The 25,165-nt window shown below is 68.8% G+C and carries 23 protein-coding genes; 8 read left to right on the plus strand and 15 right to left on the minus strand.

Annotated elements, in window-relative coordinates; translation table 11 throughout:
- Positions 1 to 10 precede the first annotated feature (10 nt).
- Positions 11 to 973: a LysR family transcriptional regulator gene (locus L0M17_RS13730; RefSeq protein WP_241054603.1), complete on the plus strand. Its 963-nt coding sequence runs from the start codon at positions 11 to 13 to the stop codon at positions 971 to 973.
- Here the strand turns inward: L0M17_RS13730 and L0M17_RS13735 are convergent.
- The 6 genes from L0M17_RS13735 to L0M17_RS13760 all read right to left on the minus strand — a co-directional run bounded on the left by L0M17_RS13735 (position 921) and on the right by L0M17_RS13760 (position 7,300).
- On the minus strand, positions 921 to 1,421 hold the full coding sequence (locus tag L0M17_RS13735; RefSeq protein WP_241054604.1) for a hypothetical protein: 501 nt from the start codon (positions 1,419 to 1,421) through the stop codon (positions 921 to 923). The two genes, L0M17_RS13730 and L0M17_RS13735, sit on opposite strands and share 53 nt — an antisense overlap.
- A 120-nt stretch (positions 1,422 to 1,541) precedes the next feature.
- The gene (locus L0M17_RS13740; protein ID WP_241054605.1) at positions 1,542 to 1,913 is read right to left on the minus strand and encodes a VOC family protein; all 372 of its coding nucleotides are present in this window, start codon (positions 1,911 to 1,913) and stop codon (positions 1,542 to 1,544) included.
- Positions 1,914 to 1,997: 84 nt separating this feature from the next.
- Entirely contained in the window at positions 1,998 to 3,503 is a 1,506-nt protein-coding gene (gene gatB, locus L0M17_RS13745; protein WP_241054606.1) for an Asp-tRNA(Asn)/Glu-tRNA(Gln) amidotransferase subunit GatB, read from the minus strand.
- Positions 3,504 to 5,039, minus strand: coding sequence for an Asp-tRNA(Asn)/Glu-tRNA(Gln) amidotransferase subunit GatA (gatA, locus tag L0M17_RS13750; protein WP_241054607.1), 1,536 nt, complete (start codon positions 5,037 to 5,039; stop codon positions 3,504 to 3,506). It abuts the gene before it with no gap.
- Between the two features lie 8 nt (positions 5,040 to 5,047).
- A complete protein-coding gene (gatC, locus tag L0M17_RS13755) occupies positions 5,048 to 5,344 on the minus strand; it encodes an Asp-tRNA(Asn)/Glu-tRNA(Gln) amidotransferase subunit GatC (protein WP_241054609.1) in 297 nt (98 codons plus the stop codon).
- A gap of 513 nt (positions 5,345 to 5,857) precedes the next feature.
- On the minus strand, positions 5,858 to 7,300 hold the full coding sequence (locus L0M17_RS13760) for a CitMHS family transporter (RefSeq protein ID WP_241054610.1): 1,443 nt from the start codon (positions 7,298 to 7,300) through the stop codon (positions 5,858 to 5,860).
- Between the two features lie 154 nt (positions 7,301 to 7,454).
- Between L0M17_RS13760 and L0M17_RS13765 the strand changes: the two genes are divergently transcribed.
- Together L0M17_RS13765 and L0M17_RS13770 are read left to right on the plus strand one after the other, a co-directional pair.
- Entirely contained in the window at positions 7,455 to 9,173 is a 1,719-nt protein-coding gene (locus tag L0M17_RS13765) for a sensor histidine kinase (RefSeq protein WP_241054612.1), read from the plus strand.
- A complete protein-coding gene (locus tag L0M17_RS13770; protein WP_241054613.1) occupies positions 9,170 to 9,829 on the plus strand; it encodes a response regulator in 660 nt (219 codons plus the stop codon). The genes L0M17_RS13765 and L0M17_RS13770 overlap by 4 nt, the downstream gene beginning before the upstream one ends.
- A 52-nt stretch (positions 9,830 to 9,881) precedes the next feature.
- On the opposite strand, the gene L0M17_RS13775 is transcribed toward L0M17_RS13770, so the two are convergent.
- A complete protein-coding gene (locus L0M17_RS13775) occupies positions 9,882 to 10,508 on the minus strand; it encodes a TetR family transcriptional regulator (RefSeq protein WP_241054614.1) in 627 nt (208 codons plus the stop codon).
- Between the two features lie 79 nt (positions 10,509 to 10,587).
- Here L0M17_RS13775 and L0M17_RS13780 point away from each other — a divergent pair, with 79 nt between their 5' ends.
- Complete coding sequence (locus tag L0M17_RS13780) at positions 10,588 to 11,484, plus strand: SDR family oxidoreductase (RefSeq protein ID WP_241054615.1); 897 nt, start codon at positions 10,588 to 10,590, stop codon at positions 11,482 to 11,484.
- A gap of 7 nt (positions 11,485 to 11,491) precedes the next feature.
- Here the strand turns inward: L0M17_RS13780 and L0M17_RS13785 are convergent, their stop codons facing one another.
- From L0M17_RS13785 to L0M17_RS13820, 8 genes are read right to left on the minus strand one after another with little or no spacing between them, the layout of a single operon-like run.
- Positions 11,492 to 11,989 carry a GNAT family N-acetyltransferase gene (locus tag L0M17_RS13785; RefSeq protein WP_241054616.1) on the minus strand — a complete coding sequence of 166 codons (498 nt, stop codon included), beginning with the start codon at positions 11,987 to 11,989 and terminating at the stop codon, positions 11,492 to 11,494.
- A 26-nt stretch (positions 11,990 to 12,015) separates the two neighbouring features.
- Positions 12,016 to 12,852, minus strand: coding sequence for an inositol monophosphatase family protein (locus L0M17_RS13790; protein ID WP_241054617.1), 837 nt, complete (start codon positions 12,850 to 12,852; stop codon positions 12,016 to 12,018).
- Entirely contained in the window at positions 12,852 to 15,152 is a 2,301-nt protein-coding gene (ligA, locus tag L0M17_RS13795) for an NAD-dependent DNA ligase LigA (RefSeq protein WP_372498068.1), read from the minus strand. Before ligA ends, L0M17_RS13790 begins: the two co-directional genes overlap by 1 nt.
- A gap of 6 nt (positions 15,153 to 15,158) precedes the next feature.
- Positions 15,159 to 15,983 carry a PP2C family protein-serine/threonine phosphatase gene (locus L0M17_RS13800; protein WP_241054620.1) on the minus strand — a complete coding sequence of 275 codons (825 nt, stop codon included), beginning with the start codon at positions 15,981 to 15,983 and terminating at the stop codon, positions 15,159 to 15,161.
- Positions 15,983 to 17,155: an adenylate/guanylate cyclase domain-containing protein gene (locus L0M17_RS13805; protein ID WP_241054622.1), complete on the minus strand. Its 1,173-nt coding sequence runs from the start codon at positions 17,153 to 17,155 to the stop codon at positions 15,983 to 15,985. The genes L0M17_RS13800 and L0M17_RS13805 overlap by 1 nt, the downstream gene beginning before the upstream one ends.
- 11 nt (positions 17,156 to 17,166) lie before the next feature.
- Positions 17,167 to 17,742: a PH domain-containing protein gene (locus tag L0M17_RS13810; protein WP_241054624.1), complete on the minus strand. Its 576-nt coding sequence runs from the start codon at positions 17,740 to 17,742 to the stop codon at positions 17,167 to 17,169.
- Positions 17,743 to 17,764: 22 nt separating this feature from the next.
- Complete coding sequence (locus L0M17_RS13815; protein ID WP_241054626.1) at positions 17,765 to 18,661, minus strand: biotin--[acetyl-CoA-carboxylase] ligase; 897 nt, start codon at positions 18,659 to 18,661, stop codon at positions 17,765 to 17,767.
- A 51-nt stretch (positions 18,662 to 18,712) separates the two neighbouring features.
- Positions 18,713 to 19,588 carry an SDR family oxidoreductase gene (locus L0M17_RS13820; protein ID WP_241054627.1) on the minus strand — a complete coding sequence of 292 codons (876 nt, stop codon included), beginning with the start codon at positions 19,586 to 19,588 and terminating at the stop codon, positions 18,713 to 18,715.
- 221 nt (positions 19,589 to 19,809) lie between these two features.
- Between L0M17_RS13820 and L0M17_RS13825 the strand changes: the two genes are divergently transcribed.
- The 4 genes from L0M17_RS13825 (at position 19,810) to L0M17_RS13840 (ending at position 25,147) form a co-directional block, all read left to right on the plus strand.
- Positions 19,810 to 21,405 (plus strand): acyl-CoA carboxylase subunit beta, encoded by a 1,596-nt coding sequence (locus tag L0M17_RS13825; RefSeq protein WP_241054628.1) that lies wholly within the window; start codon positions 19,810 to 19,812, stop codon positions 21,403 to 21,405.
- Positions 21,406 to 21,464: 59 nt separating this feature from the next.
- Complete coding sequence (locus tag L0M17_RS13830; protein WP_241054629.1) at positions 21,465 to 21,731, plus strand: acyl-CoA carboxylase epsilon subunit; 267 nt, start codon at positions 21,465 to 21,467, stop codon at positions 21,729 to 21,731.
- A gap of 141 nt (positions 21,732 to 21,872) precedes the next feature.
- Positions 21,873 to 23,594: a DUF885 domain-containing protein gene (locus L0M17_RS13835; protein ID WP_241054630.1), complete on the plus strand. Its 1,722-nt coding sequence runs from the start codon at positions 21,873 to 21,875 to the stop codon at positions 23,592 to 23,594.
- Positions 23,595 to 23,746: 152 nt separating this feature from the next.
- Positions 23,747 to 25,147, plus strand: coding sequence for a dicarboxylate/amino acid:cation symporter (locus L0M17_RS13840; RefSeq protein ID WP_241054631.1), 1,401 nt, complete (start codon positions 23,747 to 23,749; stop codon positions 25,145 to 25,147).
- The last annotated feature ends 18 nt before the right edge of the window (positions 25,148 to 25,165 follow it).

Here is a 25,165-nt window from a genome sequence, read left to right on the forward strand (position 1 = left end):
GCATTCCTTCATGGACGTCCGGCAACTACAGATCCTCCGCGAGCTCGGTGAGCTCGGCAGCGTCAAGGCCGTGGCGGAGGAGCTGCTCGTCACGCCGTCGGCGGTATCACAGCAGCTGACGCTGCTGACCCGCAGCGCCGGGGTCCCGCTCACTCGCAAGGAGGGCCGCACGCTCGTCCTCACCGATGCCGGCAGGGTCCTCGCGGGGGCGGGCGGCGCCGTCGTCCGCGCGATGGCGGACGCGCGCGCCGCCATCGGCGCCTATCACGAAGACCCCGCTGGGACAGTCTCAGTAAGCGCGTTCCACTCGGCAGGGCAGGCCCTCTTCGGTCGGCTTTCCGCGAAGCTCTCAGCGGTAGCGGACGACGGCGCCGCCTCCCCGCGCCTGCGCCTCGCCGACGAGGACGTCCCCCAGCACGGCTTTCCGGCGCTCACGGGTCGCTACGATCTGGTCCTCGCCCATCGTATGGCCCATAGCGAGGACTGGCCCGTGGAGAGGCTTGTCGTTGTATCGCTGGCCAAAGAGCCGTTCGACGTCGCCCTGCCGGATGGGCACCCGCTGGCGGCGCGCGCCTCGCTTCGGCCGGACGACGTCGCGGGCGAGCCGTGGGTGTCGAGCCGTGCTGGCTACTCCCCCGCGGACGTGCTCGCGGCGATCGGCGCCGTCGCGAGCCGGGCGCCCGAGATCGCGCACCGGATCAACGACTACTCCTCGGTCGCCTCCGTTGTAGCAGGCGGAGGCGTGCTAGGGCTGCTCCCGCGGTACACCGCCGCGCTCGGGCGGCCGCCCGGCGTCGTCCTCCGCCCGCTCGAGGGGATTGCAACGCGCCGGAGCATAGATCTGCTCATTCGGCCGGAAAATGCGAGACGACGTTCAGTGCAGATCGTCGCGGACGTGCTCCGAGAGCTAGTCAGTGAGCTTATCGCTGAGGCGGAAGAGCGTGCTGCGCCGACTTCCGCTGAGGCGCGATGAACACCAGCGCCGGATAGGTCACGAGCGCGAGCGCTATGTGCATGAGGACCAGGATGCCAACGGCGTCCGCGGGCTGCCCCTTGTAGAGGATCCACGCATCGGGGGCGAGGCCGCCCAGCGTGACGAGGACCGTGAGCACGAGGAACGGCTTCCAGGCGCGGGTGGAGAACCACGTCACGATGGGCCAGGCCACGCAGGCGATGACGACCCCGATGACAGTGAGCTTGGTGTAGTCCATGAAGCGGAAGTGCTCATAACCCGCCGTCGCCGGGAACATCGCGACGCCAAGTGCAGCGAGGGCCGCACAGGCCGCAACGGAGCCGACAACCGCGACGATGGTCGCCACGATCCACCGCACGGCCGACGGCTGGTGGCCCCCGCCCGGGAAGTCGAGGCCGAGAACGCGTGCGGCCGCGGTTTCGGGACGGGTGGAAGTCTGTACAGGCATGGAGGTCCTTCAGCTCGCCTTGACGATGACGCCTCCCAGCGTAGGGACCGCGATCTAAGAAGGCGCTAAGAACTCCGGCAGCCAGATCAGTCCTTCTGAAGGCTCAGTCCTCCCGAAGGCTCAGTCCTCGAAGAGGCAGAACGGGTGACCGGCGGGGTCGAAGAAGACGAGCACGTCGTCCTGCGGTTGGTGGCCAGCGCGCTTGGCCCCGCATTCCGTCGCGTGGGCGGCTGCCTTCGCGAGGTCATCGACCTTGAGATCGAGGTGCATCATCATCTGCTGCCGCCCGGATTCCTCGGGCCACACAGGCCGCTCGAAATTCTCCTCGAGCTGGAACGAGAGCTTCGGACCGCCCGCGGGGTTGACCACGGTGGCCCATTCGCGATCGTCGTCGCCGAGCTCCCAGCCGAGGAGATTCGCGTAGAAGCGGGCGAGCTGTTGGGGATCGGGGGCACCGAGGACGGTGGCATGCAGGTGGATTGGCGAGGTCATGCGGCCCAGAGTAGAACGCAAGCCGCCGGGCCCAGAAGGTCTGGACCCGGCGGCTTGAACAGAGAGAACGACGGCGCGCGCTGCCTAAGCGTTGACCCCGAGCTTTTCGAGGATGAGCTCCTTGACACGCCCCGCGTCCGCCTGCCCGCGGGTTGCCTTCATGACGCCACCGACGATTGCTCCGACGGCTTGGACCTTGCCGCCGCGGATCTTCTCCGCCACACCGGGCTGTGCAGCAAGAGCCGCGTCGATCGCCTCGAGGAGGGGGCCGTCGTCGGACACGAGAACGAGCCCGCGCGCCTCCATGACCTGAGTGGGGGTGCCCTCTCCGGCGATCACGCCGTCGAGCACCTGCCCGGCCATCTTGTTGTTGAGCTTGCCGCCCTCCACGAGGCCGTTGAGCTCGACGATCGCCTCCGGAGTGACCCCCAGCTCAGCGGGCTCGACGTCGGCCACCTTGGCGCGGCCGACAATCTCGCCCATCCACCACTTGCGGGCTGCGGCCGCAGTGGCGCCGGCCGCGATGGTCTCCTCGATCGCGTCCATCACACCGGCATTGACGACGTCGCGGAACTCCGGGTCCGAATAGCCCCAGGCGGCCTTGAGTCGCTTGCGTCGCTCGGCTGGCGGCTCGGGGAGCTGGGCTCGGATGGACTCGACCCACTCGCGCGTCGCGACCACGGGGACGAGGTCCGGCTCCGGGAAGTAGCGGTAGTCGTCGGCGTCGCTCTTGGGGCGACCCGCCGTCGTCGTCCGCGTGTCCTCATGCCAGTGGCGCGTCTCCTGGGTGACCTTCCCGCCACTCGCGAGGACCGCCGCGTGGCGCTGGATCTCGTGCCGGACCGCGTGCTCGACCGAACGCAGGGAGTTCACGTTCTTCGTCTCCGAGCGGATGCCGAACTTCGTGGCACCCTTCGGCATGAGGGAGACGTTCGCATCGCAGCGCACGTTGCCGCGCTCCATCCGCGCATCGGAGACCCCGAGGTTCTTCACGATCTCGCGGATCGCGGAGACGTAAGCGCGTGCGAGTTCGGGGGCGCGGCGTCCAGCACCGACGATCGGCTTCGTGACGATCTCGACGAGGGGGACCCCGGCTCGGTTGTAGTCGACGAGTGAGTACTCCGCACCCTGGATCCGCCCGGTCGCGCCGCCCAGATGGGTCAGCTTGCCGGCGTCCTCCTCCATGTGGGCACGCTCGATCTCGACGCGGAACACCTCGCCGTCCTCGAGCTCGATCTCGATCCAGCCATCGTGGGCGATCGGCTCGTCGTACTGAGAGGTCTGGAAGTTCTTCGGCGTGTCCGGGTAGAAGTAGTTCTTGCGTGCGAATCGGCAGGATTCGGCGATCTCGCAGTTGAGCGCGAGGCCGATCTTGATCGACGACTCAACCGCGGCCTTGTTCACGACCGGGAGGACTCCCGGGAGACCCAGATCGACCTCGTTGACGTTGGTGTTCGGTTCGTCGCCGAAAGCGTTCGGGGCCGAGGAGAACATCTTCGTCTTCGTGTTGAGCTCCACGTGGACCTCGAAGCCGAGGACCGGATCGAACTGCTCCATGGCCTCGTCGAAGGACAGCGTTGGATCAGACATTCAGTTCACCTCTCCGGTCTTCGCGGCCTCGAGGACCGGTGCCTTGGCCAGCAGCGGTCCGCCCCACTGCGCCTCGAGCAGGGACTCCAGCGCTGCGCCCACCTTGTAGAGGCGCGCGTCCTCGCGGGCAGGTGCGAGCAGCTGGATGCCCACGGGCAGTCCATCCTCATCGGCGAGGCCGCCGGGGAGGGACAGCCCGGGGACGCCCGCGAGGTTCGCGGGGATCGTCGCGACGTCGTTCAGATACATAGCCAGCGGATCGTCGAGCTTCTCGCCGAGCGGGAACGCGGTCGTGGGCGCCGTCGGGGAGATGAGGACGTCCGCCTTCTGGAACGCCGCGTCGAAATCGCGCTGGATGAGCGTGCGAACCTTCTGGGCGGAACCGTAGTAGGCGTCGTAGTACCCGGCCGAGAGCGCGTAGGTGCCGAGGATAATGCGGCGCTTCGCCTCGTCCCCGAAGCCCGCCGCGCGCGTGGCGCCCATGACCCGCTCGATCGTGAGGGGGCCCTCCTTCGGCAGGGCCCTCAGGCCGTACCGCACCCCGTCGAACTTCGCGAGGTTCGAAGAAACCTCGGACGGCATGATGAGGTAGTACGCGCCGAGCGCGTACCGGAAGTTCGGGCACGAGACCTCGACGACCTCGGCGCCCGCTCCGCGGAGCAGTTCGAGGGCGTCGCGGAACCGAGCCTCCACCCCCGGCTGGAAGCCCTCGCCGCCGAGCTCCTTGACCACGCCGATCCGCAAGCCCTCGACACTGCCGCTGCGCGCAGCCGAGACGAGAGTGTCGAACGAGTCGGTGAGGGAAGTCGAGTCGAACGGGTCGTGGCCGCCGACGAGCTCCTGGAGGAGCGCGGCGTCGAGCACCGAGCGGGAGACCGGCCCGATCTGGTCGAGGCTCGAGGCCATGGCGATCGCACCGTAGCGGGACACGGCGCCGTACGTCGGCTTCACGCCGACCGTTCCCGTGACTGCGCCGGGCTGGCGGATGGAGCCGCCGGTGTCCGTGCCGAGGGCGAGCGGCGCCTCGAACGCGGCGACCGCTGCAGCCGAGCCGCCGCCCGACCCGCCGGGGATGCGGCCGAGGTCCCACGGGTTGCGCGTGGGGCCGAACGCCGAGTGCTCCGTCGAGGAGCCCATCGCGAACTCGTCGAGGTTCGTCTTGCCGAGCATCGGGAGCTTCGCGGCCCGGATCTTCTTGATGACCGTCGCGTCGTAGGGACTCATCCAGCCCTCAAGCATGCGGGAACCTGCCGTCGTCGGCTGGCCAACGGTGACGATGAGGTCCTTGATCGCGATCGGGACACCGGCCAGCGGGTGGAGGCCCGCGGCGTCGTTCCCGCCTCCCGCACGCATCGAGTCGACCTCGCGGGCGACGGCGAGCGCCTCCTCCGTGTTGACGTGCAGGAACGCGTGGACCTGCTCGTCGACCTCGGAGATCCGATCGAGGTGCGCGCGCGTGACCTCCTCGGAGGAGACCTCCTTGGCGGACAGCTTCTCGGCCAGCTGGGAGGCCGTGCTGGTAATCAGCTCGTTCATCGGGGCGCTCACTCCTCGTCCAGGATCGCCGGGACCTTGAATCGGTCGTCCTCAGCGTCGGGCGCACCCGACAGTGCCTCCTCGGGCGTGAGCACATGCCCCACGACGTCCTCGCGGAAGACGTTGCTGAGGGCGATCGGGTGGGATGTCGCGGGGACATCCGGGCCGGCCACCTCGCTCACCGACTTGACGGCATCGACGATGTGGGCGAGCTCGCCCGCCATCCTGTCCAGTTCGTCTGCACTCATCTCGATGCGCGCAAGCTGCGCCAAATGCGCAACGTCGTCACGAGTGATCTCAGCCATGGATCTCCCCTGTGCGGTGGTTAGGTATCGCCGTCCAGTCTAGTCGCGCGGGGCGGCCGACGGCGGCGGGGCGGGCTTCGCCCCGACGAGCCCGTTCCGAAATCGGCAGGCGGAGACACAGCGCGTCCCCCATCGGCCTGCGCGGTTAGGCGAGGTCCGCGGATCTCGAGCCGGCTTATCCCGGCAGCAGCACCTGGAAAAGCAAGAAGATCCGAGGGCTGCTCGATCGCGGCCTCATCGAACCCCCAGAGGGCGGCCGGATCTATCGTCTGCGGCTCGCGCCCAGCGAGCTCACGCCCCTCGTGTTCCGGCAGCTCGACGCGATCCGCTTCCTGCCACGTATCCTGCGGGACGAATAGCGAACGCGAGTGCCCCGGGTTTCGGACTATGCCCTGCGGTGAAGCGCGGGGCGAAGTCCGAAACCCGGGGCATCGGCATCGGCAGCGGACGGCAGCGGACGGCAGCGGACGGCAGCGGACGGCGGCGGACGGCGGCGGACGGCGGCGGAGAAGGCTAGCCGATCCCGACGGCCCCGACGAGCACGCCGACCGCGAGCATGGCAAGCGAGATCGCGGCTGTCCGCCACAGGACGAGCTTGTGGTGGTCGCCGAGTTCGACGTTGGCGAGGGACACCAGAAGGAGGATCGCTGGAACGAGCGGGCTCTGCAAGTGGAACGGTTGGCCCGTGATAGACGCTCGCGCCATCTCCGCGGCGCCGACGCCGTAGTGGCTGGCCGTCTCGGAAAGGATCGGCAGGACCCCGAAGTAGAACGCGTCATTGCTCATGAAGAACGTCATGGGGATCGAGAGGATGCCCGTGATGATGGCCATGAACGGTCCAGCATCGCCCGGGATGATCGAAACCAGCCATGAGGACATTTCCTGCACGATCGTGGTGCCGCCGATCTTGCCGGTGAGGACGCCGGTGAGCACCGATGCCGCGATCACCATGGAGACGACGGCGACGACCGATGGCGCGTGAGCCACGAGCTGGGCAGCCTGGTCCTTGACCCGCGGGAAGTTCACCACGAGGGCGACGGCGGCGCCCACCATGAACACGTAAGGCAGCGGGAGCACGTTCGCGACGAGCAGCACCATGATGCCGACCGTGAGCGCGAGGTTGAACCAGAACAGCTTCGGCCGGAGCGTGGAGCGCGTCGGGTCGAGGGCGGTGCCTGCCATCGAGTCGGCGTGGGCCAACGTGGCCACCGGTGAAGGCGAGTCCTCGAGCGCGACGCCGCCACCCGCCGTCGTCCGCTGCTCGCCCGCCCGCTGTTCGCCGCGACCGCCGCTGGGCCCAACCCTCCCAGGGCCTTCCATCCCCCACACCTCGGGGCGCTGCACCGCAAGGCGACGCCGCTCGCGCAAGCCGAGCTGCCACGCGAACAGGAAGACGAGAACGAGGCCGGCCAGCAGCGACGGAACCATGGGAACGAACACGTCGTTGACGTCGAGCTTGAGCGCGGTCGCCGCACGTGCCGTGGGACCGCCCCAGGGGAGGATGTTCATGGTCCCGTTCGCGAGGCCCGCGACGCACGTGAGCACGACGGGGCTCAGTCCGAGGCGGAGGTAGACGGGCAGCATGGCGGCTGTCGTGAGGATGAACGTCGTCGAACCGTCGCCGTCGAGCGAGACGGCGGCCGCGAGCAGTGCAGTGCCCATCACCACCTTGGCCGGGTCGTTGCCCAGCTTGCGGAGGATGAACTTGACGAGCGGGTCGAACAGGCCGACATCGATCATGAGCCCGAAGTAGACGATCGCGAACATCAGCAGGGCCGCGGTCGAGGCCATCGACTTCATCGAGGTGATGACCATGTCTCCGATGCCGAGCCCTGCCCCGGCGAACAAGCCGAAGATCGTCGGCACGATGATGAGGGCGAGCACCGGGGTGAGCTTCTTGGTCATGATGAGCGCCATGAAGACGGCAATCATCGCGAAGCCGAGCAGTACCAGCATCGCTGCCTCCTCTCTGTGAACGGCATCACTCCGATGTGATGCGCGGTACAGACCGTAGCGAGGGAGCAGCCTCCCTCCGGGGTTTGCCGAGGTTGCCGCGAGTACTGCTCATTTTTGTGGTTTTGCGCATTCTGCGCAGCCCTAGCATGGGCTCATGAGCACGACGACGGAGCGCGCCCCCAGCGGCCGACCACGCTGGGCATTGCGCTTCTCGACGCGCATCCTCCTGCTCCAACTCGCGGCCGTCCTCCTCGCCGTCGTCCTCGCAGCGGTCACCCACCTCTGGCTCGCCTACGAACGCCTGTGGACCGACGCCGAGCAGAACGCGCTCACCCTTGCACGATCGGTCGCCGCTGATCCGGCGCTGCGGCGAGAGGTGGCCGCAATCTCCGCCGAGGCCGGAACTCCCCCGCGCTCCGAGCTCGCTGCCGGCCCCGTCATGGCCGACGCCGAGGCGACCCGGCAGCGCAGCGGCGCGCTCTTCGTCGTCGTGACCGACGAACAGGGCCTGCGGCTTGCGCATCCGGACCCGGCACGCCTCGGAGAGCGCGTCAGCACGGCACCCGACATTGCCCTCGCGGGTCAGGAGGTGACCGTCCGGAATACAGGGACGCTCGGCCCATCGGTCGGTGCGAAGGTGCCTGTCTTCGCGCCCGACGGCGTTCGCCAACCCTCGGGGACTGTCGTCGGCGAGGTCAGCACGGGCTTCGCGCGCTCGAGCGTGGTCGATGGTCTGAGAGGCGATGCCCTAGCAGTCACCGGAACCGCCGCACTCGCCCTCGCAGCCGGGACGCTCGCTTCGCTTGCCCTCCGCCGTCGTCTCGCCGACCTCACGCTCGGCCTCGAACCGGAGGACATCGGCACGCTCGTCCAAGACCAGGAGGCCGTGCTGCGGGGCATCGACGAGGGGGTGATCGGCATCTCGCGGACAGGAAGCGTGACGGTCGTGAACTCCGCCGCTCGGCGCCTGCTCGGAGACGCAGAGGACTTCACGGGCACAGACTGGCCATCGGCTCCCGTGCCCGCGGTCCTGAGGTCTCTGACGATCACGGGCTCCGACGGTCAGACCCGAGAGCTCGTGGTCGGCGATCGGGTGCTCGTCGCAACCGCGCGAGCCGTGGTCCACGGGCTCCGCGAACTCGGATGGGTCGTCATGCTGCGCGACAGGACGGAGCTGCAGAGGCTGACGCGCCAGCTCGACGCGGTCGGGGCACTGAGCGAGGCGCTGCGCGCCCAGCGACATGAGTTCAGCAACCAACTCCACGCCGTCGCAGGCCTGCTGGACATCGGCGAGGCCTCGCAGGCGCGCACCTACCTCGGAAACCTGGCCTCGTCGGGGCCGCTCGACTATCCGCTCGAGCAGGCCGAGCTCCTCGGAGACCCGGCACTTCAGGCTTTCCTCGGGGCGAAGGGCATCGAGGCCGCCGAGCGCGGCGTGGTCCTGCGGCTCGGGGATGCGACGCTCGTGCGGCACCCCGTCGCGGCCCGGCAGGACGTCACAACGGTTCTCGGCAATCTTGTCGACAAGGCGGTGCGTGCCGCCGTCGACGGTTCCCCGGACGCCCGTGGCCAGCGCTGGGTCGAGGTCGAGCTTCTCGACGACGGCCCGACGCTGCACATCGTCGTCGCGGACTCAGGGAACGGGATCGGCGCGATACCGTCCCAACGCCTCTTCGAGCCCGGATACACCACCGCGCCCGTGGCTGCGGACGACGCCGGCCTCGAACCCGCCGCGGGCCACGGCCTTGGACTCCCCCTCGCCCGTCAACTCGCCCGACGCCGCGGCGGGGACGTGTGGGTCATCTCGCCTGGGCAGGCGGGCGGGCCAGGCGCAGTCTTCGGCGCGCGGGTCGTAGGGAGGACAGAGCCATGACCGAGTTCAGAGTCCTCATTGTGGACGACGACTTCCACGTAGCACGTGTTCACAGCACCTACGTCGACGCGATTCCGGGCTTCACCGCCCTCTCCCCTGTGGGGACGGCCGCGCTCGCGCTGCAGGCCGTCCACGCGCTCCGGCCCGATCTCGTGCTGCTGGACCTGTATCTTCCCGACACTCCCGGCCTTGAGCTCTTGCGCAGCCTCGACCTCGACACGATCATGCTCACTGCCGCGGCGGATCCCGAGTCGGTGCGCGCCGCGCTGCGCCGCGGTGCCCTCGGCTATCTCATCAAGCCCTTCGCAGCGGACGGGCTCGAGACGGTCCTGCGCGGGTACGCCCGCTACCGGAGGCTCCTCGAGACCCCAGGGACTCTCGACCAGGCTGGCCTCGACCGCGCGCGGCGCGCACTTCTGGGCGCGCGGGAGCCTAACGCGTTGGGCCGAACGCGATCAGGCACCGAGACAGCCGTACTTGAGACCCTCGCCTCCGGCGGACTCCTCTCCGCAGCCGAGGTCGCCGCCCTCGTCGGCGTCTCCCGAGCGACCGCCCAGCGTTACCTGGCCGCCCTCGCCGACGAGGGCTCGGTCGAAATCCAGCTCCGCTACGGGGCGACGGGCCGCCCCGAGCACAGGTACGGGCTGCGGGATTGAGGTGCGGCTAGGGAAGGCAGAGGCGGCCCCTTCAGGAGATAATCCGGTGCGGTCAGCTCTCGATCCCCCTGGCTGCCGTCGTCTTCGCCCCGGTCTCCTTCGCCCCGATCTCCTTCGCCGCGACGACCGTCCGCAGCCCCCGGGCCGCCGCCTGCACGCAGTCCGCGATGCTCGGGGAATCGGGGCTGGCGATCCAACGCTCGAATCCGATCTTGAAGAGCGCCACGCCTGCCTCGGCCGCGAGCTCGGCCTCCTCGCCCGTCGCGCCCCGATCGCGGAGAGCGGCCGATGCTGCGGCTCCGAGGGCGGCGAGCTTGAGCAGCTCTCGTTCCTGCAGGCTCGCGTTCGAGGCGATGACCGAGGCGCGCCGGCGGGCGAACTCCCGCCTGGACTCGAGTGCGGTCCCAGCGGTGGACGCGATGGCGGCGACGACGGCATCGAAGGGGGGCTCTTCTGGCGGCGCCGCCGCGATACTCGCCACTATCCCCTCCTCGAGCAGGTTCGCTCCGGCGAACAGCACCTCCCGCTTGTCCGCGTAGTAACGGAAGAAGGTGCGCTCGGTCACCCCGGCCTTCTGCGCGATGTCGGCGACCGTCGTCTGCTCGTAAGCGTGCTCGGCAAAGAGCTCAAGCGCGGCTTCGACAAGCCGACCGGCGGCGTCCGGTTCCCAACGACCCATTCCCACAGTCTAGGTGATGACAGAAGGTGACATCAGCGCGTACACTCATGTCAGTAACTGACATCGAAGGGAGCTTCTCATGCGCATCTTCACGACCGGCGCGTCGGGCTGGATCGGATCAGCCGTTGTCCCCGAACTGCTGGCGGCTGGCCATCGGGTCGTCGGGCTCGCCCGCTCGGAGGCGTCCGCCGAGGCGCTCGTCTCCGCCGGCGTCGTGCCGTGGCGCGGCAGCCTGAGCGACCTCGACAGCCTGCGCGCTGGAGCGGAGGCGGCCGACGGCGTCATCCACCTCGCGTTCAACCACGACTTCAGCGACTATGCGGGAGCCGGCCGGACCGAACGCGCCGTGGTCGAAACCCTCGGCGAAGCGCTCGAGGGCTCCGGGAGGCCTCTCGTCGTCGCGTCGGGGGTCGCGGGCCTCACCGTCGGACGCATGGCGACGGAGGAGGATCCCACGCCGAACGTCGACCCGGACGCACCGCGGGGGGCGAGCGAGCACCTCGCACTCTCCTTCGCCGCGCGGGGTGTCCGCTCGGTGGCCGTCCGATTCGCGCCGACGGTCCACGGCCGAGGCGACAAGGGCTTCACCGCCATGCTCGTGCGAATCGCGCGGGAACGAGGCGTTGCGGCCTACATCGGCGACGGCGCCAACCGGTGGCCGGCTGTTCACCGCAACGATGCCGCGCACCTCGTGCGCCTGGCCTTCGAGCAGGCTCAGCCCGGCGCCGTCGTCCACGCCGTCGGCGAAGAAGGCATCGCCACCCGCGACATCGCGGCAGCGATCGGCAGGGAGTTCGACGTGCCCACCACCGCGCTCGCGTCTGAGAACGCCCAGGAGCACTTCGGGTGGATCGGCGCCCTCCTCGGACTCGACATCCCAGCAGCCAGCACGCTCACCCGCGAACGGTTCGCCTGGAACCCGACCGGCTCCGGGCTGCTCGAGGACATCGCGGGCGGTGCGTACGGGCGTTCCTAACTGAGGGTCAGAGCGCTTTCCGGTACACCGGAAGCCAGATGTCCGTCCCCTCGATGGGCCAGTCCCGTTCCGGCGCGCGCTCGTAGCCGAGGCGGGCGTAGAGGGCGTGCGGGGCCACCCAGTCGATGCCGGTCGTGAGGACGACGGCGGTCGCCCCCGCGCGCCGTGCCCTCGCCTCGACCTCTGAGACGAGGGCCGTCGCCGCCCCCGTGCGCTGGACCGCGGGGTCGACGACGAGGAGACGGAACTCGAACTCCCCCTTGCGGGCCACCTGGTCGAAGCCATCGCCGTGGGCCATGAGCGTCACCGAGCCGACGAGGCGCCCGTCCCTCTCGGCCACGAGGATCGTGCCGCGATCGGCCCGGAAGGCCACATCGACGACCTGCCGCATGTACGGATGTTCAGCGTCCTCGAAGTAGCCGGCTCCCAGATACGCGTCGCGGGTGATCCGGGCGATCCCGGGGAAATCGATCTCGGTGGCCTCGCGGATCACAAGTCCGCTCACGCGCGGCGTGCCTGTCTGTGCCGCACTCATTCGACCGGGAATCGACCCGAAAACTCGATGCCGCCCGCGCAGGTCCACAGGGCGAGGCGCTCCTCGGCCGACGGCCCGCCCTCGAGCGGGCTCGTGAGCTGGGGGCGCCTCACCCAACAGCCTGCCTCCTCGGCGATGAGGGCACCCGCGGCGAAATCGTGCTCGTTCAGGCCGCGCTCCCCGTACGCGTCGTGGGTACCGTCTGCCACGAGGCACAGGTCGAGGGCCGCCGAACCGAGGCGGCGTATGTCCCCGAATCCGTCCATGAGGCCGGGGAGAGCGCGAGCCTGCTCCGCACGGATGGACGGGTCGTAGCTGAAACCGGTGGCGAGGAGGGCGGAACCAGCAGAATCCCGCCCAGGAAGGGGGCCGTCGAGCGGCCGCGGCTCGCCGCCGTCGTCCGCTCTGAAGGCACCGCCACCGTGGAGGGCCCAGTACTCCCTCCGGAGGGCAGGGGCACGGACGACGCCGGCGAGCCACCTTCCGTTCTCATCGGCGACCGCGACGCTGGTTGCGTAATAGACGATGTCCCGGATGAAGTTCGTGGTGCCGTCAAGCGGGTCGATCGACCACCGGAAGCCGCTCGGCGAGTCGACAATCGTGGTGCCCTGCTCCTCACCGGTCACGATGTCGCGCGGCCGCTCGTCCGCGAGGACGGCCCGGACTGCACGCTCGGCAGCAAGGTCGAACTCGGTGACCCAGTCGCTTCCCGAGCTCTTCGTCTCCTGGCTCAGATTCGCACCGTCCCGTCCGGCCAAGACGGCAGCGCCAGCAGCCGCCGCGCGCCGAGCGGTGCCCAGGAGCTCGGCCAGGAAGTCCTCGGTGTAATCCATCACTCGTCCTCGTCCGTCAGAGCTGCTGCGAGCGCCTCAGGAGCCGCTTCGCCTTCGCCAGCTTCGCCTTCGCCAGCCTCAGCCTCCTCGGCAGTCGGCGCCTCGCCGAGACCCGCTGGCCCCTGCTCGAGCAGGATCCGGAAACGATCCTCGTCGAGCACCGGCAAGTTGAGCGATTCCGCCTTGTCGAGCTTGGAACCGGCGTTCTCCCCAGCAACGACATAGTCCGTGTTCTTGGACACCGAGCCGGCCGCCTTCCCGCCGCGCGTGATGATGGCTTCCTTCGCCTCGTCGCGGCTGTAGTTCTCGAGGGAGCCCGTGACCACGATTGTCAGGCCCTCGAGAGTGCGCGGCGTGGACGCGTGCTGCTCGTCCCTCATGAGCACGCCGGCGTTCTTCCACCGGTCGACGATCTCGCGGTGCCAGTCCTCGCCGAACCACTCAATGACGGCGTCGGCGATGATGGGCCCGACGCCGTCGACCTCGGCGAGCTGGTCCCTCGCGTCCGGTGCCTCGAGGACTGCGCGCAGCGCGTCCATCGAGCCGTAGCGCGTGGCGAGGGCGCGGGAGGCGGTGGGCCCGACGTGCCGGATGGAGAGGGCCACGAGGACCCGCCACAGGGGCTGGCTCTTGGCCTTCTCGAGTTCCCGGAAGAGCCGCTCCGTGTTGACGGTCGGCTTGGTCTGGGTCTTGTTCCAGAAGTACGGAACGAGCTCCCACTCGCCCGAGGCGACGCCCTTGGTGCGCTTCTGGCGGCGAATCTTGACGTCGCGCAAGACCTCGGGGGTGAGGTCGAAGATCCCCGCCTCGTTCTCGAGCGGGGGAACCTCAGGCTCGGCTGGCTGGGTCAGGGCTACAGCCGCCTCCCAGCCGAGCGCCTCGATGTCGAATGCGCCGCGGCCCGCGAGGTGGAAGACGCGCTCCCGGAGCTGCGAGGGGCACGAGCGGGCGTTGGGACAGCGGATGTCTACGTCGCCCTCCTTCGCAGGCGCGAGCGGCGTCCCGCACGAGGGGCATTCGGTAGGCATGACGAAGTCCCTCACGGGCGGATCCTGCTGGTCTCGCAGGGCGAGGACCGGCCCCACGATCTCTGGGATGACATCGCCCGCCTTGCGGAGGACCACAATGTCCCCGATCTTGACGCCCTTCGCCCTGACCACGTCCTGGTTGTGCAGGGTCGCCATCTCGACGGTCGAACCCGCGACCTTGACGGGCACCATGACCCCGAACGGCGTCACGCGGCCTGTGCGGCCCACGTTGACCGCGATGTCGAGGAGCTTCGTGTGGACTTCCTCCGGCGGGTACTTGAACGCGACCGCCCAGCGAGGCACCCGGCTCGTATGCCCGAGTGCGCGCTGCGTCGCGAAGTCGTCAGCCTTGATGACGATGCCGTCGATCTCGTGGATGAGGCTGTGCCGCTTCTCGCTGTAGGTCTCGATGAACTCGAGCACCTTCTCATAGCTGTCGAACACCTCGTAGTACGGGCTCGTCGGCAGCCCCCACGACTTGAGCAGCTCGTACGTCTCCGACTGGCTCCTGGCCGGTATCCCCTCACGCACGCCCACGCCGTGGACGAACATGCTCAGCGGGCGCTTCGCCGTCTCGGCCGGGTCCTTCTGGCGCAGCGATCCTGCGGCTGCGTTGCGGGGATTGGCCAGCGGCGCCTTGCCGTCGGCGATGAGCGCCTCGTTGAATTCGTTGAACGCCTTCGTCGGGATGTACACCTCACCCCGGATCTCGACCTCCTCCGGGTGGTTCGTCCCAGCCAGCCGACGCGGGATGTCCTTGATGGTGAAGACGTTGTGCGTCACGTCCTCCCCCGTCCTGCCGTCACCGCGGGTCGCGGCCCGGACGAGCTCGCCCCGCCGGTAGAGCAGGTTGATCGCGAGGCCGTCGATCTTGAGTTCGGTGAGCCAGCGGACCGGCGGTAGGTTCCCGATGCCCGCGATGCTCGCCTCCGCCCGGGTGATCCACGCGTTGAGCTCATCGATCGAGAAGACGTCCTCGAGGCTGTACATGCGGCTCAGGTGCGTGACCGGCGCGAACGCCGCCGTTGCCTCGCCGCCGACTTCCTGGGTGGGCGAATCATTGGACACAAGCTCGGGATGGAGCGCCTCGAACTCCTCGAGCCGACGGAACAGCGCATCGTATTCGGCGTCCGAGATGATCGGAGCGTCCTCGTTGTAATAGAGCGCCCGGTGCCGGCGCACCTCCTCAGCGAGGGACTCGTACTCCTCGCGGAGGGTCGCAGACGGGGTGGCGGCTTCGGGGATCACGGATTCGGCGCTCACGTGTCCTATCTTGCCCTACCCCTCCGACACGGGAAGGGGACCCGCTTCTGCCTCCTCGCCGGCCCCAGCGACTCCCACGACGACGACGGTCACGTTGTCGCGACCGCCGGCTTCCAGTGCGGCGGCAACGAGCGCGTCCGCGGCACCCTGCGAGGTCGGGTTCCCGCGCAGGATCGCTGCGATCTCGAAGTCCTCGAGCTCGGTCGTGAGCCCATCGGAGCACACGAGCAGGCGCTGGCCGGGAAACGCGGGGAGCAGCCACAGGTCCGGGTCTGCGTCGAAGCCAGTGCCGAGGGCCCGGGTCACGACGTTGCGCCGCGGATGCACGCGGGCTTCCTCGCGGGTGATCTCACCCCTGGCCATGAGCTCCCAGACCTCCGAGTGATCGATCGTGATCTGGTCGAACTCGTCGTGGTCGGCCGCGTACACCCGCGAATCACCGACGTTCGCGACGATCCAAGCCGGAGCGCCGTCGTCGTCCTTCGCGCTGAAGGCCGCGGCGAGCGTCGTGCCGGCCCGCGACCCGGTCGCCTCCCGGATCGCCCAATCCGCGCGCCGCACCGCGAGGACGACGTCGAGCATCGTCGCGGGAAGCCCCGGGGCGAGCATCTCCTCGTCAGCCAAGGCCTCGATGCAGAGGCCGCTCGCGACCTCGCCGGCCTCGTGGCCGCCCATGCCGTCGGCCACCGCGAAGACGGGCTCCCGTGCGAGATACGAATCCTCGTTGAGCTCGCGGACGAGCCCGCGATCTGTTGCCGCACCAACATCGAACGCGAGCCGCGCTGGGTGCTCGGGAGTCTCCTCGCCGCCGGCCATGGGTACCCCCCTTGTGTGAACCATCAGTCGAGCACGATACCCGTGCCCTCGCCCCTGCTCAGCGCGACCGGCCGTACTTCGCCGAATCCGCGCACATTCTGGGCCGCGAGGGGGCTCAGGACGAAGCGTGCGTCGCTGGCGAGGACGCCGGCCGTGAGCTCGTCCACGAGCACCTGCCCCGGGTCCGCAATCGCCGTGAGGCGTGCTGCGAGATTCACCGTGGGGCCGTAGATATCGCCCAGCCGGCTCAGCACGCGTCCCCACACCATGGCGACCCGGCCCTCGGGGAGCCGTTCGTCTGCGGCGATCTCGCGGGAGAGCGCGAGAGCGATCTCGGCACCGGCCGTCGGCGTCTCGGCGATGTACAGGACTTCGTCCCCGACCGTCTTGACCAGCCGCCCGCCGCCCACCGAGATGACCTCGGCGCACGTGTTCTCGAAAGTCTGGACGAGCCGCGCGAGCGTCTTCTCGTTCATGCGGCGTGAAAGGCTCGTATAGGAGACGAGGTCCGCGAAGCCCACGGAGCGCGCGAGCGGGAGCGGCGCGTCGTCCTCGCCCCCGGTCCGGCCCTCCTCGCTGGCCTCGAGCCCCTCCTTGGCGCGCACGGCGAGGCGTTGGACACCCGCGCTCAGTTGCCGCCGCCACGAATAGACGAGCATCTCCTCGAGCGGCTCGATGAGGTTGGGCAGTTCCTCGACGAGCCGGACGCGTGCCTCCGCATCGGAAATGCCCTGCGTGGCCACCATGTCCTCGATGAGCGCCTCGACCTGCCAGACGACCATGCGGTCCGTCATCTGGCCGATCGCGCGGGTCACGGAGAGCGCGGCGTCCTCGGTGATCACGCCTTCGCGGACGAGGTTCGGCATGAGCTTGAGGTGCTCGAGATCCTCGGTCGTGAAGGCGAGGTCGTCGTCCGTGAAGTTCGGCATCCCGAGCGCGCGCCAGAGTTTGCGCGCCGAGAAGAGCGAGAGGCCCACGCCTTGGGCGACCTCGCGCCGTTTGAGAGTGCGTTCGCCTCCGAGCAGGAGATTCTCGAGCGACTTCGCGGCTCGTCGGTAGTCGCTGACCGCCCGCAGTTCCGCTTCCGTCGGCCCCGCTTGCACAGAATCCGGCTCCGTCTCCACTGCCTCGGCGTTCGGCGGGGCCGGATCGTCGCCGACGTCAGCGGGCACGGAAGGGGGCAGCTCGTCGTCCATGTCGCCCTCCATCAGTACTCTCTCGGCTCCCAGGGCGGCGGAACCTCAGGATTGGCCACCCGGCCGTCCGGCCGCGGCAGCCCGCCGTCGTCCGCGAAGCCCTGATCCGGCGGCAGCTCATCGATTGCATCCAGCACGAGTTGTCGGAAGCTGCGCACCTCGGGCACGTCGTCGAGCCGTAGGCTCGCTGCCTGCCCTGTCGTCAAGGTTATCGAACCCGAGTGCACGAGCGACTGCAGGAGGTTCTGATGAACGGCGACATCGCGCACCATGGCAAGCGGCAGCTCGCGGTCGCTCCGCCGGAATCCCCGCTGCCGCCGCAGGACTCGGCTGCTTGTCAGGGTGTAGTGGAGCGCCGCCCACGCCAACAGGCGCCGCAGCGGGTACGTGACCACCATCCACGCAGCGAGCACCGCGGGCGCGAGGGCGAGCCACGGCCCCGATCCCTCCGGGACCCATGGCAGCAGGGCGTCGAGGTGTCCCCTTGAGAGCCAACCGGCCGCGAACGCCGCAAGGCCGCAGATGAGCACAGTGGTGACTGCGGGCAGAACGAGAAGGGACCCGTGACGCCGGGTGTCGACGATCACCTGCTCCCCGGGGGAAAGCAGCCTACGCATAGCCGCCGTCGGCCGGGCGGAGATGGACGACGTCGCCCGCGGACACGGCGTGCCGCTCGCCGCTGTCCTCCACGACCTGGAGCGAGCCGTGACCATCCAGACCGGTGGCGCGGCCCTCGAGGCGGCGGCCGCCCGGGAGGTCGACGCGCACGCGGCGTCCGAGGGTGATGGTCGCGTCCTGGACGCGTGAGAGCAGGCTGCGGCCACCGTCGAGCGGTGCGTCGGCATTGCCGTTCACGGCGCAGAAAGCTCGATAGCGCCGGGCAAACTCCTCGAGGTACCGCGCGAGGAGCGCCGTTCGGTCCACCGGGCGCCCGGCGGCGAGGCTTGCCGAGGTCGCGGTGGGCACGGGCAGCTCGTCCTCGCGCAGCGATACGTTGATTCCGGCCCCGAGGACGACGCCCGGCGGCTCGCCGTGCGCGCCCGGGGCGAGGTGCGCAAGGATTCCGGAGATCTTGAGCCCGTCGACGACGACGTCGTTGGGCCACTTGAGCGCCGACTCGATCCCCGCAATCTGGGCAAGCGCCTCTCGGAGCGCGAGGGCGGCCAAGGGCGAGAACCACGAATAGCACTGGGTCGGCAGGGGCCGGCCGGCGGCGTTGTGCGGGCGCAGGAGGATCGAGACCGCGAGGGAGGCCCCCACGGGAGATTCCCAGGGCCGGTGCAGCCGCCCGTGCCCGTGGGTCTGGCGCTCCGCAACGAGGACGGCGAGGTCTCCCCACGCGTCGGGCTCGTCGCCGGCCAAGCGGGTCAGCTCGGTGTTGGTGGAGCCGATTTCGTCGACGACCTGGATCCGCGAGAGCCCCGCACGCTCCGCAAACTCCGTTCCCAGACGTTCCCGGTCGAGCGGGCCGCGGGCCTCGGCCTGCGCAGACGTGTCCTGATCCATACGCCGAATCCTAGCGATCGGCGTGATCAGGAAGCTGGGCGAAACCCCACGTCAGAGGAAGATGTCCCGCTCGAGCCCTTCCTCGGACTCCCCGACTCGATAGCGGGAGAAGTCTGTGACGCCCAGCCGCCGGAGCGCCTCTTCGTCGGTGAAGAAGTGGCCGGTGGTCGTACGCGGGTCGCTCGTCAGGATGGCATGGGCGGCGTCGGCGACGATTTCAGGGGTGCGCGAGGCCTGCGCCATCACCCTGCCTCCCGGGAGGTTCCGGATCGCCGCGGTGTCGATGAGGGTCTGCGGCCACAGGGAGTTGGCGGCGATTCCGGCCTCCCTGAGCTCTTCCGCGAGACCCAGGGTCACGAGGCTCATCGCGTACTTCGCCATGGTGTAGGCGAGGTGGGCGCCCGCCCATCTGGGGTCGAGGTTGAGGGGCGGGGAGAGCGTCAGGATGTGGGCCGGGGAGCCCGCACGGGCGGTTTCACGAAGCGCGGGCAGTGCGAGCTTGGAGAGGAGGAACGTTCCTCGCGCGTTGATGTCCTGCATGAGGTCGTAACGCTTCATGTCGATCTCGTCGGTGCGGGACAGGTCAATCGCGGAGGCGTTGTTCACCACGATGTCGATTCCGCCGAAGGTCTCAAAGGCCTGCGTGACCGCGCGGGCGACGTCCTCGTCACGCCGCACGTCCCCTACTACGGGAAGGGCGCGGCCGCCCGCAGCCTCGATCTTCTCCGCGGCGTCGAAGACCGTGCCCGGGAGCTTCGGATGGGGCTCGCCCGTCTTGGCGAGCAGGACGACGTTGGCGCCGTCGGCGGCCACACGCCCCGCGATCGCGAGGCCGATCCCCCGGCTTCCGCCGCTCATGAGCAGGGTGCGCCCGGCAAGCTCCCGCGGCGGCTCGGACTCACTGGGGCTAGGCGTGATCGTCGTCATACGGACAAGTCTAGGGATGGTTACTGAGGAGTAACAAGACGTTCCCGCACGGCGGGAGCTCGCGCCGTCGTACGCCTGAAGGGGACGAGAAATTGTAGGGTTCCTACACATGGGAGCCGCAGGAGCCTCACTAGACTGTGGTAATGGCTCCGCTGATTGTGCGGAACCTACATCCGAGATCGACAGAGACAATCCGACATCGACCGAGAGCTGGAGCCCGCGTGACCCACGATTTGACCACGACCGCCGGCAAGATCGCGGACTTCCGCGAGCGGCGCGCCGCTTCGCTCCTCCCGTCCGGCCCCGAAGCCGTCGAGAAGCAGCACGCACGCGGCAAGGGCACGGCGCGCGAGCGGATCGAAATGCTGCTGGACGAGGAGTCGTTCGTCGAGTTCGACGCACTCGCCGTCCACCGCTCCACGGCTTTCGGCATGGCCAAGAAGAAGCCGCTCGGCGACGGCGTCGTCTCCGGGTACGGCACGGTCGACGGCCGGCTTGTCGCCGTCTACAGCCAGGACTTCTCCGTGTACGGCGGGTCGCTCAGCCAGGTCAACGGCGAGAAGATCGTCAAGGTCCAGGAATTCGCGCTCAGGAACGGATGCCCCGTCGTCGGCATCAACGACGGCGGCGGTGCCCGCATCCAGGAAGGCGTTGCCTCGCTCGCGATGTTCGCGGACATCTTCAGGAACAACGTCGCGGCGTCCGGCGTCGTCCCGCAGATCTCGCTCATCATGGGCCCGTGCGCCGGCGGCGCGGCCTACTCCCCCGCGCTGACCGACTACGTCGTCATGGTCGACAAGACGAGCCACATGTTCATCACCGGGCCAGACGTCATCAAGACGGTCACGGGCGAGTCCGTCGACATGGAGACCCTCGGCGGCGCACGCCAGCACAACGCGACGACGGGCACCGCGACCTACCTCGCCTCCGACGAGAAGGACGCGATCGAGTTCGTCCGCGAGCTCCTCGACTACCTGCCCTCGAACAACCTCGTCGAGGCCCCCGTCCTCGACTCGGACCAGGAGCTCGAGGAGACGGACGAGGACCTCGTGCTCGACACGCTCGTGCCCGACTCACCGACCCATGGCTACGACATGCGCACGGTCATCGAGGGCATCCTCGACGAAGGCGCGTTCCTCGAGATGCAGGCCCTCTACGCGCCGAACGTCATCATCGGGTACGGACGCATGGAGGGGCACACGGTCGGTATCGTCGCGAACCAGCCGATCCAGTTCGCCGGCACGTTGGATATCGCCGCGTCCGAGAAGGCGGCGCGCTTCGTGCGGCACTGCGACGCATTCAACATCCCGATCATCACCCTCGTCGACGTCCCCGGCTTCCTCCCCGGCAAGGACCAGGAGTTCCAGGGCATCATCCGGCGCGGGGCGAAGCTCCTGTATGCCTACGCGGAGGCCACCGTTCCCAAGCTCACCGTCATCTGCCGCAAGGCATACGGCGGGGCGTACATCGTCATGGGCTCGAAGAAGCTCGGCGCCGACCTCAACCTCGCGTGGCCGACGGCCCAGATCGGCGTCATGGGCGCCCAGGGCGCCGTCAACATCCTGTATCGACGGGACCTGGCGGCAGTCCAGGCGCAGCCCGACAGCACAGCGGGTGACGTCGAAGCGAAGCGCGCCGAGCTCGTCCGCCACTACGAGGAGGAGCTCCTCAACCCGTACCAGGCGGCCGAGCTCGGCTACATCGACGCCGTCATCGCGCCCTCCGAGACCCGCGTCCAGCTCCTCCGCGGGCTGCGCGCGCTCCGCGACAAGCACGCATCCATGCCCGCCAAGAAGCACGGGAATATCCCGCTGTGAGCACGGAAGCGAGTCCTTCCGGCGTGCAGAGTCCTTCAGACGTGCACAGTCCTTCAGACGTGCACAGTCGTTCAGGCATACAGAGTCCTTCGGCGACGAACGACGACGGCGGGAAGGCCGCCGTCGACCGCTCGCCGCTCCTGTCGGTCACCAAGGGCAATCCCACGCCTGAGGAACTGGCCGCGCTCACGGCGGTGCTCGCCGCCGTCGGCTCCGCCGAGCCAGAACCCACCGAGGTCGCGGACGCTCCGACCCGCCGCGAGCGGATCCGCCGGGCAACCCTCCGGCCGCGGCCGATGCTGGGGCAGCGGCGCGGGCGGTTCTGAGGCCTCCGAATCATCCCCACCCCTCTCGCGCCGTCACGTCCGCAGGGTGCTGACCCTGCGGACGTGACGGCGCAAACTTCGAGAGGGCCCAAGTGTGCAGGGGTTCTTTCAGATGTCGGCACCGAAGGCTAGGCTCAGGGCGTGACTCAGAACACCTCGAACGCCTCCACCGAGACCCCGCAGCGAGCGCCCTCAATCGTCGACGCAGCCGCCGAGACCTTCACCGACCGCCATCTGGAGCTCAACCCCTCCCTCGCGACGGAGCTCGGGTTCGCGGGCCACGAGACCGAATACCCCGACTACTCGCCCGCCGGGCACCAAGCCCGCTCGACGCTCTTCCGCGAGACCCTCATGCTGCTCGAAACGCTCGAGGCCACCGACGAGGTCGACGAGGTCACCCTCGACGCGATGCGCGAGCGCCTCGGCCTGGAACTCGAGGAGATCGAGAGCGGCTGGACCCTCGCCGAGCTCAACAACATCGATTCCCCTGCCCAGCACATCCGCGCGGTATTCGACCTCATGCCCCAGGACACGGCCGTGGACTGGGGCAACATCGCGGGCCGCGCGGCCAATGTGCCGGAGGCGATCGAGGGCTATATCGCATCGCTGAGCGCAGCCGCCGACGGCGGCAAGGTCGCCGCAGCCCGTCAAGTGCGCGTCGTCGTCGGACAGGCGCGCCAGTACGGGGCAGAGGGCACCGGCTTCTTCGCCCAACTGGCGGAAAATGCGAAGCTCGACGGCGGGGCCAGCCTGCCCGACGACGTCGCCCGTGCCCTCGCCGCCGGGTGCCGCGCTGCCGCGGCGGCCTACCTCAAGCTCGCGGAGTTCCTCGAGGACGAGCTGCTTCCGCAGGCTCCCGAGAAGGACGCGGTGGGCCGCGAGCGGTACGTCCGTGCGTCGCGCCGCTTCCTCGGAGCCACGGTGGACCTCGAGGAGACCTACGCGTGGGGCGTCGCCGAACTCGACCGGATCATCGCCGAGCAGGAGGCCGTCGCCGAGCAGATCAGGCCAGGCGCGACCATCGAGGAGGCCAAGAAGGCCCTCGACGATGACCCTGCGCGCCAGCTTCAGGGGACCGATGCACTGCGCGAGTGGATGCAGGCGCTCTCCAACCGCGCCGTCGCCGATCTAGCAGGCACTCACTTTGAGATCGCGGAGCCGATGCTCAAGCTTGAGTGCATGATCGCCCCGACCCACGACGGCGGGATCTACTACACCGCACCCTCCGATGACTTCTCCCGCCCGGGCCGAATGTGGTGGTCGGTCCCGGAGGGCGAGGATTCGTTCACCACGTGGTCCGAGACGACGACGGTGTATCACGAGGGCGTCCCCGGGCACCATCTTCAGTGCGCGACCGCGGTCTACCGCCGCGAGCTGCTCAACCGCTGGCGCCGCCTCATCTGCTGGGTCTCAGGGCACGGAGAGGGCTGGGCCCTCTACGCCGAGCGCCTCATGGCCGAGCTGGGATACCTCTCCGATCCGGGCGACCGGATGGGCATGCTCGACGCCCAGAGAATGCGTGCCGCACGCGTCGTGTTCGACATCGGCGTGCACCTTGAGCTGGAGGTTCCGGAACGGTGGGGGTCGGGGACCTGGACGCCGGAGAAGGGATATGACTTCCTGCGGAAGAACCTCGCGATCTCGGACGGCCAGCTCGACTTCGAGTACAACCGGTACCTCGGATGGCCCGGACAGGCTCCCTCATACAAGGTCGGGCAGCGCCTCTGGGAACAGATCAGGGCGGACTTGGCCGAGCGGGCCAAGTCCGAGGGTCGCGAATTCGATCTCAAGGCCTTCCACACCCGAGCCCTCAACCTCGGCTCCGTCGGCCTCGACACCCTTCGACGAGCTCTCCTCTCCTGAGACATTCTTCACAAGTCGACCGGGAATAACGTAACAATCGGCTGATTCGGCGCGGGCTTTCGGGAGATTCCCGGAAGCCCGCGTCTATGGGCGACGTAATATTTCTCAACAGAGATTCGATGTGTTATAAATCGCGGCCCTAAAGTGCTGGCGTGAGCACATCAACCAGCACCCGCACCCGCCGCCTGCCGGCGTGGGCGACGTCGTTCGGGACGCAGATCATCGCTGCGCTCTTCGTCGGCGTCATCCTAGGCCTTGTGGCCAAGTTCACCGGCAGCACGTCCGCAAAGCCCAACGGGCTCGGCGCGACCCTCACGACGATCGGCAGCAGCTACGTCGCCCTGCTGCAGACCGCCGTCGTCCCCCTCATCTTCACCGCGGTCGTCAGCTCGATCGCGAACCTGCGGCAGGTCTCGAACGCCGCGAAGCTGGCCTGGAACACCCTCCTCTGGTTCGCCATCACCGCCTTCGTCTCGGTCATGATCGGGATCGGGCTCGGCATCCTCTTCCAGCCGGGCGCCAACACGGGCATTACCCAGCAGGCCAAGTACTCGGGCAAGACCGGAGACTGGTGGGCCTTCCTCACGGGCCTCTTCCCGCACAACTTCCTCGGGCTCACCGCGAGCTCTACCGTGGCCGACGGCGGCGCCGTCACCACGAACGTGAGCTTCAACGTCCTGCAGATCCTCGTCATCGCGATCGCAGTCGGCATCGCCGTGCTCAAGATCGGCGCGAAAGCGGATCCGTTCCTCTCCTTCACCCGTTCGGCCCTCGAGATCATCCAGAAGGTCCTCTGGTGGATCATCCGCATCGCGCCACTCGGCACGATCGGCCTCCTCGGCAACGCCGTCGCCTCCTACGGCTGGGACACGATCGGCGCCCTCGGGAAGTTCGTCCTCGCGATCTACGTGGGCCTCGTGCTCGTGCTGTTCGTGTTCTACCCGATCCTCATCAAGAGCCATGGCCTCTCGGTCAAGCAGTACTTCTCCGGCGTCTGGCCAGCCGTGCAGCTCGGGTTCGTCTCGCGCTCTTCGATCGGCACCCTGCCGCTCACGCAGCGCGTGGCCGAGCGCAACCTCGGCGTGCCGCAGGGATACGCCTCGTTCGCGGTGCCGCTCGGGGCTACGACCAAGATGGACGGTTGCGCGGCGGTCTACCCCGCCGTCGCCTCGATCTTCGTGGCCCAGTTCTTCGGGCTGCACCTCGACTTCAGCCAGTACCTGCTCATCGTGATCGTGTCCGTGCTGGGCTCGGCCGCAACCGCGGGGACCACCGGCGCCGTCGTCATGCTCACCCTGACACTCTCGACGCTCGGCCTGCCGCTCGCAGGTGTCGGCCTTCTGCTCGCGATCGATCCGATCCTCGACATGGGCCGCACCGGGGTCAACGTCGCCGGCCAGGCACTTGTGCCGACAATCGTCGCGAAGCGCCAGCGCATCCTCGACCTCAGCCTCTACAACGCCAAGCGCTCCCGGACCGCCTTCTCCGATGACACCGAGGACGAGCAGGGCACGCGCACCGCGAACGACGGCGACCTGGTCGCCGCCCACTGACCCCTCCCGACGAGTGGC

Origin of the sequence: Sinomonas terrae (assembly GCF_022539255.1) — a bacterium.
Classification (GTDB): domain Bacteria; phylum Actinomycetota; class Actinomycetes; order Actinomycetales; family Micrococcaceae; genus Sinomonas; species Sinomonas terrae.

Excerpts from the sequence above, each read along its gene's own strand:
- L0M17_RS13730 (WP_241054603.1), top strand. The coding sequence starts at position 11 with ATGGACGTCCGGCAACTACAGATCCTCCGCGAGCTCGGTGAGCTCGGC.
- L0M17_RS13735 (WP_241054604.1), bottom strand. The coding sequence starts at position 1,421 with ATGCCTGTACAGACTTCCACCCGTCCCGAAACCGCGGCCGCACGCGTT.
- L0M17_RS13740 (WP_241054605.1), bottom strand. The coding sequence starts at position 1,913 with ATGACCTCGCCAATCCACCTGCATGCCACCGTCCTCGGTGCCCCCGAT.
- gatB (WP_241054606.1), bottom strand. The coding sequence starts at position 3,503 with ATGTCTGATCCAACGCTGTCCTTCGACGAGGCCATGGAGCAGTTCGAT.
- gatA (WP_241054607.1), bottom strand. The coding sequence starts at position 5,039 with ATGAACGAGCTGATTACCAGCACGGCCTCCCAGCTGGCCGAGAAGCTG.
- gatC (WP_241054609.1), bottom strand. The coding sequence starts at position 5,344 with ATGGCTGAGATCACTCGTGACGACGTTGCGCATTTGGCGCAGCTTGCG.
- L0M17_RS13760 (WP_241054610.1), bottom strand. The coding sequence starts at position 7,300 with ATGCTGGTACTGCTCGGCTTCGCGATGATTGCCGTCTTCATGGCGCTC.
- L0M17_RS13765 (WP_241054612.1), top strand. The coding sequence starts at position 7,455 with ATGAGCACGACGACGGAGCGCGCCCCCAGCGGCCGACCACGCTGGGCA.
- L0M17_RS13770 (WP_241054613.1), top strand. The coding sequence starts at position 9,170 with ATGACCGAGTTCAGAGTCCTCATTGTGGACGACGACTTCCACGTAGCA.
- L0M17_RS13775 (WP_241054614.1), bottom strand. The coding sequence starts at position 10,508 with ATGGGTCGTTGGGAACCGGACGCCGCCGGTCGGCTTGTCGAAGCCGCG.
- L0M17_RS13780 (WP_241054615.1), top strand. The coding sequence starts at position 10,588 with ATGCGCATCTTCACGACCGGCGCGTCGGGCTGGATCGGATCAGCCGTT.
- L0M17_RS13790 (WP_241054617.1), bottom strand. The coding sequence starts at position 12,852 with ATGGATTACACCGAGGACTTCCTGGCCGAGCTCCTGGGCACCGCTCGG.
- L0M17_RS13800 (WP_241054620.1), bottom strand. The coding sequence starts at position 15,983 with ATGGTTCACACAAGGGGGGTACCCATGGCCGGCGGCGAGGAGACTCCC.
- L0M17_RS13805 (WP_241054622.1), bottom strand. The coding sequence starts at position 17,155 with ATGGACGACGAGCTGCCCCCTTCCGTGCCCGCTGACGTCGGCGACGAT.
- L0M17_RS13815 (WP_241054626.1), bottom strand. The coding sequence starts at position 18,661 with ATGGATCAGGACACGTCTGCGCAGGCCGAGGCCCGCGGCCCGCTCGAC.
- L0M17_RS13820 (WP_241054627.1), bottom strand. The coding sequence starts at position 19,588 with ATGACGACGATCACGCCTAGCCCCAGTGAGTCCGAGCCGCCGCGGGAG.